Source organism: Viridibacillus soli (assembly GCF_016612995.1).
Lineage (GTDB): Bacteria > Bacillota > Bacilli > Bacillales_A > Planococcaceae > Viridibacillus > Viridibacillus soli.
This window is the reverse complement of sequence record NZ_JAEOAH010000038.1, coordinates 65,835-73,874: the sequence shown is the minus strand read 5'-3', so window position 1 is coordinate 73,874 and position 8,040 is coordinate 65,835. Positions and strand designations below refer to the sequence as shown.

Below are 8,040 nucleotides of genomic sequence, written 5' to 3'. Positions count from 1 at the left end.
TCACCTCATCTATCCGTCACATTTATTGCTCTGATTTCCATGGATATTTAGGATTTCGATTTGTTTGGTAATCTCGTCCAAACAGAACAACCTCGAATGTGATTCGTGTACCTCGTACCAAGGTTTTGCCGCCAGCTTCCTTCAGATTTCGCGCCGCCACGGACACCCTTGCTCTTGGCTAGTGGTTCGCATATCCCAACGCCCACAGTGAACTTTCATCACCTAGTTAACGGACATGCCCGGCACACAAAGAAAACGGAAGGGATAAATTCCCCTTCCGTTTTTGATTAATTTCTCGGTGTACGTTGACCCCAGAATTGATAATAATCCGTTCTGATGAACCCGTTGAATAATTTACGTTTTTTCGTCGCTTTTCTACCGTATAGCGTTTCGAAGTCTTCCATTGATGATAGCATATACACAGACCATGATGGGAATTTCGCCATATTGTTGCCTATATCTTGAATCATTTGTTCAATGACTTCTACCTCACCGATACGTTCACCATATGGCGGGTTTCCAATCATCACTCCGTCAGTTGAAAATGTAGTAAAATCTCTTACTTGCATTTGCTTCCATGTGATTAAGTCCGCAAAACCTGCTTCAACAGCATTGTTTTTTGCGATTTGAATCATACGGTGATCGATATCTGAGCCGATAATTTCTAAAGGCTGATCGTAATTTGCAACATCTTCTGCTTCCATACGAACATCATTCCAAATTTGTTGTTTCATCCAAGGCCAAGCCTCTGATAGGAATTCACGGTTGTAACCAGGTGCCATATTTTGGCCAATCATGGCAGCTTCAAGTGCAATTGTACCTGAACCACAGAAAGGATCTACGAATGGGCGATTTGGATTCCATTTAGAAATTTGAACAAGTGCTGCTGCTAATGTTTCTTTTAGCGGTGCTTCACCTTGATCTAATCTATAGCCGCGTTTATGTAAGCCGGCTCCACTAGTATCAATTGTAAGCGTTGCTACATCTTTTAAAATCGAAATTTCAATTTTAAATTTAGGACCTGTCTCATCTAAGAAACCAAGACGCTTATAATGATATTTCATACGTTCCACAATTGCTTTTTTCGTAATAGCTTGGCAATCTGGTACGCTGAAAAGTTTTGATTTAACTGATTTACCTGTCACAGGGAATTCTGCATCTACCGGTAAAAATTTCTCCCATTGAATTGCTTTAACGCCTTCGAACAAATCATCAAATGTATGGGCTGGAAATTCACCTGCAATAATTTTCACTCGGTCCGCTACGCGTAACCAAAGATTCGTTTTTGCGATATCTTTCTCGTCACCTTCGAAATATACTTTGCCGTTTTCTGTTGTTGTTTCAAATCCTAGGTCTTGAAGCTCTTGTGCGACAATTCCTTCTAACCCCATTGCTGCGGTTGCTACTAATCGAAATGTTGTCATTCTTATTTCCCTTCTAACTGCTCTAATTCCCAAAATTCTAGGAACTCGATGTATTCATTTAAAGGTAATGGCTTGGAGTAATAGTAACCTTGGATCATATCACAGCCCATTTTACGTAGTAATTGAACTTGATCTCGTTGTTCCACACCTTCTGCAATTACCTTCATATGTAAACGATGCGCCATTTGAATAATGGCATCTACTACTGCTTGTTTATCATTTAACGAACATATATGTTGAATAAAGCTACTATCAATTTTCAAATAGTCTAACGGGAACTGTACTAAATAGCTAAGTGATGAATAGCCTGTCCCAAAATCATCAATTGATAATCTAAAGCCCATTTGCTTAAGAAGTACTAATTTTCGAATCGTGTCTTTTTCACTATTCATTACTGTACGTTCAGTTAATTCTATTTCGAAATGACGCGCAGGGCAATTATTACGCTCTAATATTTGCCTAATGGATTCAATGAAATTACTTTGATGAAAATGAATACTTGATATGTTCAATGCAATTGATATATTTTTAACATTTTGTGCTTCAAGCTTTAAACAGTCTTGGCAAGCACGATTAATAATACATTCACTAACTGGAATAATCAGGCCTGTATCTTCTGCATAAGGGATGAACTCCCCTGGTGATACGAAACCTAGTTTTTCATTATGCCAGCGTACCAAAGCTTCTACCCCTATGATTGCACCCGTTTCTACGGACACTTTCGGTTGATAATGCAGTTCAAAGCTATCATTTTCGATGGCCTTTCTTAGCTCATTATCAAGAAGTAATACGCGCTTTTTATCTGTTTGTAGCTCGTCAAAATAGAAAGACAATTGACCACTTCCATTTTGTTTTGCATAATACATCGCCTTATCCGCTTTGCTTAATAATACTTCCGCATCATCTCCATCATGAGGATAAATACTAATTCCTATACTAGTGGAAACATATAAATCCTGTTCATCGAAAACAAAAGGTTGCTCTATTAAATGAATAATCGTTTCTGCTAAATGTACTGCTTCTCTAGGATGATGAATATTTGTTAATGTAATAACAAATTCATCTCCGCCATATCTAGCTAAAATGTCTTTGTTTTTCAAAAGTGATTGTACTCTTTTCGTTACTTCCACTAACAAATGGTCACCAACTGCATGACCTAGCGTATCATTTACTTGCTTAAAGCGATCTAAATCCAAAAATAAAACGGCATGCTGATAGGAACGTGTAGAGGATGATTCAAGTAAAACCCCCATACGCTCTGTAAAAGCAAAACGATTTGAAACACCTGTTAATGAATCGGTTAATACTCGTTTTTCAAGCTCATCTTCAACATCCTTTTGCTCAGAGAGGTCAGAAAAAACACCACAATAGTTCGTCACTTCTCCTTGCTTATTACGGACTTCCATGATTGAGAGCCATTCAGGATAAATATCACCTGTTTTTCGGCGATTCCATATCTCGCCTTTCCATTCACCTTTTGCATGCAATTCGTCCCACATGTTTTTATAAAATTCACTATGATGTAACCCCGATTGTAAAACTGCTGGGCTATGTCCAATTACTTCTTCTCTTTTATAGCCCGTAACAAACTCAAAAGCTGGATTAACATTTATTATTTTCTTTTTTGGATTGGTAATCATAACGCCTTCAGATATCATTTCAAATACCTTTTGTATTAATTCATCGGAATAACTAGAAATAGTGGTTTGACTAATAATCTCTTTAATAGCTTGCTTTTCCATAGATTTTATCACCATATCCCTAAAAGAAAGGCCCTCCAGGAACTGGAGAGCCTGACTGTTCATGTTTAAACATCATTGAAAGTTCAATAAGCCATGTTTTGTGCCCGAGTACTCAAACGATTTGCATCTCGTACAGCCGGGTAGTAATCATCTATCTACGTGATGTGCAAGCACTCACGTCTCTCCATCCATTCATTTCCTTCAGGAGAATGCCCCTACCATAATTTGGGTTTCTCACTCGTGGGGTTTACCTCGTTCCACCTGTTACGTTTCCGCACCAGCTTCGTCACTGTGGCACTTTCAGAGAGTTTCAACCATATCCCAAAAGGACTTAGGTCTTCCTCCCGCCGTCAGCCTTAAGACTGCCTTAGCTTATTTATTCACTAAGCACGAACACTACGGTCATCTCAGAACCGTGCGAGCATGGACTTTCCTCGACAATGTCTAGCATTGCAGCGATTACCCGAAAATTCATGATGATGTTATTAGTATAATGGAACAACCAACTTAATCCAATAGTTCTAATTACCTATATTCAATCGTAAAGCTTATCACCGAAAACATGTTTTTCCAAATTCGCAATTCTTTTTAATATATCAAAGTTTGTATTACCCGCATATTGTGGTTGTTGTGGCTGAACTTGCGTAGGTGTTTGTCGTTTAGCATTTTGTGCAGCCTCAAGTTCTTGTTTCAACATGTTAATCTCTTCTTGTTTCTTAGCTAATAATTTTTCAAAGTTCTCATAATCTTGAATGATTTCATCTAAAAATTGATCCACATCATCTTGACTGTAGCCTCGTAATCCGGTTTTAAAATCTTTATCTAAAATCTTTTTAGCTGATAATTTAGTATCCATATACATCGCCCTTCCATCGCAACATAAGTGTTTTTAGTATATCATATTTCTTAATAACAATGCTTATTTATAGCCATTTTTCGACGATTTTTGTCGAAAAATGCGATTTCCCAGGAAATTACTTCTTCCTTTCAAGCCGATTCTTTCGCTTTTTCAAATCCGCTAATTTCGAAATTTTATGCTCTTTCGTCCAAAGCGAGCTCTCTTTTACAAGTTTCCATGCTTGCTCAGTCATCTCTATTGCAAAATTATAATTTTTATCGCGGTGTTCAAAAATCTTTGCTAGCTCAATGAATGCCGTAATTTGCTGTCTTTCTTGAAGAAAAGGCAAGGCCTGTTGAAAAGATTGCCGAGCACCTTTAAAGTTTTGCTGTTTTTTTTGCTGAAAGCCTAGATGATAATAAGCATTCGCTGCTTCTTCACTCGTATATTGAGACGTTACTTGCTGTAAAAGTTCCTCGCTACGATCTATTTCCTTTAAGTCAGCATACCATTTACCGATGTTTGTATACGTAGTAGCGGATTCTTCTGCAACATTTTCGCAAAGCAAATTCGTCGCCTGTACATAAAGGGTTAATAGTGATAATAAATCCCACTCATTATGTTGTAACACCTTTAATAATGCATCAGGCTGCCCACTTTTCACTGCATCAAAATAAATAATCGGCGCTAAATAACCAGGTACATCGTCCACTCGGTGAAAACCCAACTTCTCTTCCTCTACTTGTGAAAGTTTCATCCGAGCTATGTCATTTTTCCAAATGCGCTTTGATCCATGGAGTAAATCCAACTGGTCATGGTCTCTTAATGGTGGTAAATCTTTTTTATTTAATGTCCATCGAGTTTGTAACTGTGGCCAATCGAAACTTTTACCATTGTACGTAATGATTGTTTTATGCCCTTGCCAAAATTTTGATTCAAACAAAAACGCAACTTCATTACTTGGATCCGCTAATACATATTGCTTTAACGTAAAGCCATCTGCTGATTCTTCTAGTAAACCATTTAAGAAGATATGCGTGCCTACCCCTTTTAATCCGGTCGTTTCCGTATCATAGAATACGAGATTATTGGCATCTGTTAAAGCAATCGGGTGTGTATTTTGCGTTCGCTGCCACTTTTCAAAAGCGTCATACAACTCTCCAAGATAAATAGCACCATGTTTATAATCAAGCGGATAATGCTTTTCCATTAGAAAGACTACACCAAAATCATTTTCCAACATTTGCAAACCGGCATTTTGCCAAATTTCCGCATACTTTGGGACGTCTGGTTTTAGCATTGGTTCAGATATCGTTTCTTGTTGTGCATTATTTTTCTTCAATAGTTTTTTCATCTGAAGAATCTTATTTTCATATGACATATTAATCATCCAACTCTTCTAATAGAAATGATTGCAAAAAATTCAATACTTGCTGCTTGCCTTTATCGCTTAAATCTTGTGCACCTATACAAGATGGACAACCATTCTGACATGGACATGCAGTAACATGCTCAAATACATGTTGAATAAGGGGTTCCCAAATATCATATACTCGTTCGCTTAATCCGATGCCACCTGGATAACGGTCATAGACAAAGAATGTCGGCTTCTCTGAATGTACCGCCTTCACTTGTGGTATGACATGCACATCGCTACGGTCACTTTGAATAAATAGTGGAATAAAGCTATTCATCGCAAACGCAACACCCGTCATAGCTCCGGTTAAATCATCTTCTGTCCAGTTATCCGGTTGATCAAAGGATAACCAAGTGGAGCTTGTATGAAGTTCCTCAGGCGGTAGATGGATGGGCCCCGAGCCAATATTATCGTGTGAATCAAATCTGATTTTCTTAAAAATTGTCGCTGTAGCTAATATCATCACATCACCAAATGCCACTTCTGCTTGGCCGACATGCTTTTGTTTATCTTCACTCATTACTTTAAGTTCAACTGCTAAATTAGCATCTGTAAAATAATCGACATCTACTTCACGAACAAAAGCTTTCTTTTCTTCCCAATCAAGCGTTTCTACTTGAAATTGAACCCCTTGATGTAAATAGATTGCCTCTTCATGCAGCAAAGTAAGCGCACTATAGCGATCCATTTCACCAATCACGCGGGTATTAGCAGGAATCGACTGATCGATAATGACGACATTTTCTTGGGAAGCCGAGCGCAAACTTATTTCATGAGCTGGGAAGCTATCACTCATCCAATGCCACTGCTCAGACGTTTTTAAAAGCACGCCCTCTTGTTGTAAATATTCCAGTAACTCTTGAATCTCAAACTCTCCGTACATATCTGTCGTTTTAAAAGGCAACTCAAAAGATGCACATTTTAAATGATCCATTAAAATGAGCATATTGTCTGGATAAATGCGGGCCTCTTCCGGTGCACTTCCAAGTAAGTAATTTGGATGATTGACGATATACTGGTCCAGCGCTGTAGATTGCGCAACATAGATAATTAATGCGGCATCTTGTCTTCTACCAGCACGCCCAGCTTGCTGCCACGCACTTGCAATATTGCCAGGATAGCCCGTCATAATGCATGCTTGTAATTGACCTATATCTACACCGAGCTCCAATGCATTCGTACTAACGACCGTTTGAATTGTACCATCACGTAAACCCTTTTCAATTAAACGGCGCTCTGACGGTAAATAACCACCTCTATAGCCCCGAATTGATTCATCTTGAATTTTCTTTTTCGTTAATTCCTTCATATACGTAACGAGCATTTCTACTCGCACGCGACTTTTTGCGAAGACAATGGTTTGAATTTGCGCTTCATATAGTTTTCTAGCTAAATCTCTAACTTCTAAAATGGCACTTCTTCTAACACCGAAAGTTGGATGAACAATTGGTGGATTATAAAATAGGAATGTTTTTTTACCTACAGGTGCTCCATTATCTGTGATAAGCCTATGTGTTGTATTTGTTAAATTTTCTGCTAACTCTTTGGGATTTTTAATCGTCGCTGACGTACATATAAAAATGGGATCACTGCCGTAAAAACGACAAATACGCTGCAAACGACGAATGACGTGAGCAACATGACTTCCAAATACCCCTTTATATGTATGCAGTTCATCTAGGACAATATACTGCAAATTTTCAAATAGCGAGACCCATTTCGTATGATGAGGCAAAATCCCTGAATGTAGCATATCAGGATTTGTCATAACGATATGACCTGCCTTTCGTACTTTCTGCCTAATGCCAGGTGAAGTATCGCCATCATATGTGTAGCTTAAAATTTCTTCGCCACTTTCCTCAATTAGCTCATTCAAATCACTTTTTTGATCTTGTGCGAGTGCCTTCGTCGGAAATAGATAAAGTGCACGTGAGGCTTTATTCTCTAAAATCGCTTGTAACACGGGTAAATGATAGCAGAGGGATTTTCCTGAGGCTGTTGGTGTTACGGCCGTAAAAGATTGCCCGTGAGTCGCAAAGTCAAATGCTTGTCCTTGGTGTGAGTAAAGCTGACTGATTCCCCGTTGATTTAAGGCTTTTACTAGAGAAGGATGCAAGTTGTCAGGAAAATTAACGAGTTTTGCAGGTTTCGCATCTATCGTGTGCTGATGTTCAATTCGCTCCATCATCTCGGGATACTGCTGCCACTCTGCTAAAAGCTCATTTATTGTTTTTTTCTGACGCATGCTGTTCACCCTCCTCGCGCAAATAGCGCAAAAAAGTTTCTAATGTATATTTGACCGATTGAATCGATTGATAAAATCGTTTTTTACTCGTTGCTTTATAAAAAGATTGCACGACAAACTGATCCATTGCATCAAGCGCATTATCAATTTGTGTCATATGCATATACTTTGGGTTGTTTAATTGAATCCACTTCTCTGAATCTAACTTCCAAGTTACTAAAATAGAATGCCAATGATCAGCATGAGGCTTCACTTCTAGAAAAAAATCAGGAGATGTGTCTTCTTCTCGCATGCGCAGAAATCGTTGCCAGCATGCATCGCATTCTTCTAATAATTTTTCGGTATTTGATAATAGCATTTCACACACCTCCGTA

6 protein-coding genes and 1 other RNA gene are annotated in these 8,040 nt (G+C 38.4%); all 7 read right to left on the bottom strand.

The window, feature by feature from the left end; translation table 11 throughout:
• Positions 1-287: 287 nt before the first annotated feature.
• Positions 288-1,424 carry a THUMP domain-containing class I SAM-dependent RNA methyltransferase gene (locus JFL43_RS18295; RefSeq protein WP_100796821.1) on the bottom strand — a complete coding sequence of 379 codons (1,137 nt, stop codon included), beginning with the start codon at positions 1,422-1,424 and terminating at the stop codon, positions 288-290.
• 2 nt (positions 1,425-1,426) lie between these two features.
• Positions 1,427-3,166 carry a putative bifunctional diguanylate cyclase/phosphodiesterase gene (locus JFL43_RS18290; protein WP_200750141.1) on the bottom strand — a complete coding sequence of 580 codons (1,740 nt, stop codon included), beginning with the start codon at positions 3,164-3,166 and terminating at the stop codon, positions 1,427-1,429.
• An 82-nt stretch (positions 3,167-3,248) separates the two neighbouring features.
• An RNA gene (gene rnpB, locus JFL43_RS18285) (RNase P RNA component class B) lies at positions 3,249-3,637 on the bottom strand.
• Positions 3,638-3,701: 64 nt separating this feature from the next.
• The gene (gene gpsB / locus JFL43_RS18275) at positions 3,702-4,028 is read right to left on the bottom strand and encodes a cell division regulator GpsB (RefSeq protein WP_100796819.1); all 327 of its coding nucleotides are present in this window, start codon (positions 4,026-4,028) and stop codon (positions 3,702-3,704) included.
• A 112-nt stretch (positions 4,029-4,140) separates the two neighbouring features.
• Positions 4,141-5,385 (bottom strand): ribonuclease H-like domain-containing protein, encoded by a 1,245-nt coding sequence (locus JFL43_RS18270; protein ID WP_200750140.1) that lies wholly within the window; start codon positions 5,383-5,385, stop codon positions 4,141-4,143.
• A gap of 1 nt (position 5,386) precedes the next feature.
• Entirely contained in the window at positions 5,387-7,666 is a 2,280-nt protein-coding gene (locus JFL43_RS18265; protein WP_200750139.1) for a DEAD/DEAH box helicase, read from the bottom strand.
• On the bottom strand, positions 7,641-8,024 hold the full coding sequence (locus tag JFL43_RS18260; protein ID WP_100796817.1) for a YppE family protein: 384 nt from the start codon (positions 8,022-8,024) through the stop codon (positions 7,641-7,643). Before JFL43_RS18260 ends, JFL43_RS18265 begins: the two co-directional genes overlap by 26 nt.
• Positions 8,025-8,040: the final 16 nt, after the last annotated feature.

Bases quoted from the DNA above. Each gene is read 5' to 3' on its own strand.
- JFL43_RS18295 (WP_100796821.1), bottom strand. From the start codon at position 1,424: ATGACAACATTTCGATTAGTAGCAACCGCAGCAATGGGGTTAGAAGGA.
- JFL43_RS18290 (WP_200750141.1), bottom strand. From the start codon at position 3,166: ATGGAAAAGCAAGCTATTAAAGAGATTATTAGTCAAACCACTATTTCT.
- JFL43_RS18270 (WP_200750140.1), bottom strand. From the start codon at position 5,385: ATGTCATATGAAAATAAGATTCTTCAGATGAAAAAACTATTGAAGAAA.
- JFL43_RS18265 (WP_200750139.1), bottom strand. From the start codon at position 7,666: ATGCGTCAGAAAAAAACAATAAATGAGCTTTTAGCAGAGTGGCAGCAG.
- gpsB (WP_100796819.1), bottom strand. From the start codon at position 4,028: ATGTATATGGATACTAAATTATCAGCTAAAAAGATTTTAGATAAAGAT.
- JFL43_RS18260 (WP_100796817.1), bottom strand. From the start codon at position 8,024: ATGCTATTATCAAATACCGAAAAATTATTAGAAGAATGCGATGCATGC.